The following is a 2,737-nucleotide window of genomic DNA, read 5'->3' on the forward strand; positions in this document are numbered from 1 at the left end:
GCTCTCCGGCGGTGAGGCGCAGCGGGTCAAGCTGGCATCGGAGCTGCAGAAGCGCTCCACCGGGCGCACCGTCTACATCCTCGACGAGCCGACCACCGGGCTGCACTTCGACGACATCCGCAAGCTGCTCAACGTCCTCAACGGCCTGGTCGACAAGGGCAACACGGTGATCGTGATCGAACACGAACTCGATGTCATCAAAACGTCGGACTGGATCGTCGACCTGGGCCCGGAGGGCGGTGCCGGTGGCGGGACGGTGGTGGTGGCCGGCACGCCGGAGCAGGTGGCGGCGACACCGGAGAGCTACACCGGCAAATTCCTGGCCGAGGTGCTGGCGCCGGCCGCGAAACCCGCTGCGCGCTCGGCCCGCCGTCGGAAAATCAGCGCTTAGCTTAGCCGGTCGTCGGGGAGCAGCCGGAATGCCGCAGCGCCGGTCAGCGGCGTGATCGCGCGGAAATCACGCCGGGTGAGCAGCGCATCGGTTTCGTACTGTTCGGCCAGCGCCACCGAGACCGCGTCGGTCAGGTCGAGCCGCAGGGCGGCGTACCGGTCTCGGATCATCCGCGCCATCCGCAGGGTGGGTGCCGACACGACCGGGATATCGACGCGTCCGGTGCGCTCCTGTGCGAGCAGCCAATCGTTGATCGCGAGCGCCGCCGGTCTGCCGACGTTCCGGGTGGTGATGTGTTCGATCTCGAGAAGAACCAGCGGGGAGACGACGGTGAGTGCCGCCTCGATCAGCGCCTTTCGTGCCGCCAGATGCTCCGGGTCTGCGGAGTTGAAGGCGGCCACCAGCCCGGATGTGTCTGCAACGACGATCATCCGGAGACGTCTACCGAAGCCTCACTGACCACCTGGTGGATCTCGTCGGCAGTCACCGGACGCGCATAATTCAACGTGGGCATCTCCCACTTGTCGGGCCAGCGACGGGCACGCAGCGCGGCGAGGTGGAAGGCCTCGCGAAAGTACTCGGACTCGGGCCGTCCATCCCGCGCGGCCGCCTCCTTGATCACCGCGAGATCGTCCTCGTCGACCATCACCGTCGTCTTCTTCAGCGGCATATGGGTATGGTACCAGCACCATATATACTTCGCTTCGTCAGCCGGCACCGCCTCAACCTGCTGCCGCCTTCAGCAGCGGCGACGGGAACCGCGGTGGCACCCGCACCCCGTCCAGCCAGTCGGTGAGCTCCTGTGCCCGCCGCGTCAGCGCGTCTCGTGCCTGGCGGCCCGGGTCTTCCAGCAGCTGCAGCTGGATGCGGCTCGCGTCGTCCTGATACCAACCGCCGATGATCCGCCCATTCCACCACACCGTGGGCCCGGCGTTGCCGTTGGCGTCGAACACCCGGCCGCGGTGCTCGCCGAGATACCAGTCCCGCTGATACCAGCCCATCGTGGTGACGTCGAGGCCCGGCAACAGCGCGCCCCACGGCGCGACGCCCGGTTCGGGTTCCAGATCGTCGGGCAGCGCGTAGCCGGGCGCGCCGTGCAGGTCGACGTCCAGCGCGCCGATGTCGGCCAACGCTTTTCGGATCGTGGTCTTGCTGGTACCGAACCACCAGGTGACGTCGTCGGCGGTGGCCGGTCCGAACGCCCGCAGCCAGGTGCGGATCATCTGGGCTTGCGCCGCGGCGGCGGTCACCGGCTCGCCCGGACCGCCGAGCCAGTCCGCGGCGATCGCCCAGCGCGGCCGCGACGAGGTCCAACCGCCGTCGTTGGGTCCGCGCACGATGTCGCCTTGCGCGCCGAGCACGGTCAGCGCCCGCGGGGCCAGATGAGCCCGGCCGCCGTAGGCCTTTCCGGGCGCCGGGTCATAGGTTCCGGCCAGCTCAGGCAGGGCCGCGCGCAGCTCAGCGCTGCTGGCCGGGCCGTGCTCGTCGAGGTGGCGGAGCACCGCCGCGCCGGCCTGATCCAGCCAGTGCTCGCCGTCTTCGGCCACCCCGGCCTTCCCGACGTCGGCGATCAGTCGTCGCCGCTCGGTGGCGGCGACCCGGTCGCTGGCCGCCGCCTGCGCGGCGGGCAGATCGGCGGTGTCGAACACCCACAGCGTGCGGCGCATCGCCAGATGCTTGACCAGCGACCGAGTCTGATACAGCTCGCGGTCCAGGTCGGCGGTGACAAAACCGGGCGATCGGGCCCGCAGCGACAGGTACGGGGTGGCCGGATCGGTGGCGTGCAGGCCGACCAGCGCGCCGATGATCGCGGTTGTCGTCGGGGTGTCGCCATCAGCCGACAGGAAATGTCTGCGCGCCAGCCGATCCCGTCGCTCCGCCACCGTGAATGTCCGCACCGCCCAGACTCTACGTGCCGCCGGCTGACCGGCGGCCGAGGTAGCGGGCCATCAGCTCCCAGTAGCCCAGCGTCAGGGCCATCGCGACGCCTGTGGCAAGCGCCGTCGGCAGCGGCCGGCGCCGACGCGCGTTGACCAGCCCGATCCCCGTCGCGGCGGTCGCGGCCAGATTCAGCGCCAGTCCGGCGTCACGTGGACGCTCGATGATCCACTGTTCCTCACCCAGCATGGCTCGGGTCGACCAGGCGGATCGGTCGGCCGGCTCGGGGAAGACCACCGGGTTGAGCGCGAACCTACGTCAGCTCGGCTCACGGAGCGGCAGGCCGGCGGCGCGGTAGATGGCGTCGATGACAGTCATGTTCTCGATCGCGTCGGCAGTTGTGGTCTTGACCGGCTCGCCGCGAAGCACGGCGCCCGCGAACGCATCCAGCTGGTAGGCGTAGGAGGG

Annotated in this window: 4 protein-coding genes and 2 pseudogenes; 1 reads left to right on the top strand and 5 read right to left on the bottom strand. The window is 69.9% G+C overall.

What is annotated here, in order from left to right; genetic code table 11:
• Positions 1–391, top strand: a pseudogene (locus AC2VNT_RS11930) (excinuclease ABC subunit UvrA); the annotation flags it as partial.
• Here AC2VNT_RS11930 and AC2VNT_RS11935 read toward each other — a convergent pair.
• The 5 genes and pseudogenes from AC2VNT_RS11935 to AC2VNT_RS11955 form a co-directional block, all read right to left on the bottom strand.
• A complete protein-coding gene (locus AC2VNT_RS11935) occupies positions 388–822 on the bottom strand; it encodes a type II toxin-antitoxin system VapC family toxin (protein WP_486947060.1) in 435 nt (144 codons plus the stop codon). The pseudogene AC2VNT_RS11930 and the gene AC2VNT_RS11935 sit on opposite strands and share 4 nt — an antisense overlap.
• Positions 819–1,061: a CopG family transcriptional regulator gene (locus AC2VNT_RS11940; protein WP_486947061.1), complete on the bottom strand. Its 243-nt coding sequence runs from the start codon at positions 1,059–1,061 to the stop codon at positions 819–821. Before AC2VNT_RS11940 ends, AC2VNT_RS11935 begins: the two co-directional genes overlap by 4 nt.
• Before the next feature lie 52 nt (positions 1,062–1,113).
• Positions 1,114–2,289, bottom strand: a complete 1,176-nt coding sequence (locus tag AC2VNT_RS11945; RefSeq protein WP_486947062.1) for a winged helix DNA-binding domain-containing protein — start codon at positions 2,287–2,289, stop codon at positions 1,114–1,116.
• Positions 2,290–2,299: 10 nt separating this feature from the next.
• Entirely contained in the window at positions 2,300–2,566 is a 267-nt protein-coding gene (locus AC2VNT_RS11950) for a hypothetical protein (protein WP_486947063.1), read from the bottom strand.
• A 21-nt stretch (positions 2,567–2,587) separates the two neighbouring features.
• Positions 2,588–2,737 (bottom strand): annotated as a pseudogene (locus AC2VNT_RS11955) (Gfo/Idh/MocA family protein); the annotation flags it as partial.

It is taken from the genome of Mycobacterium sp. TH-M15, from assembly GCF_057473705.1.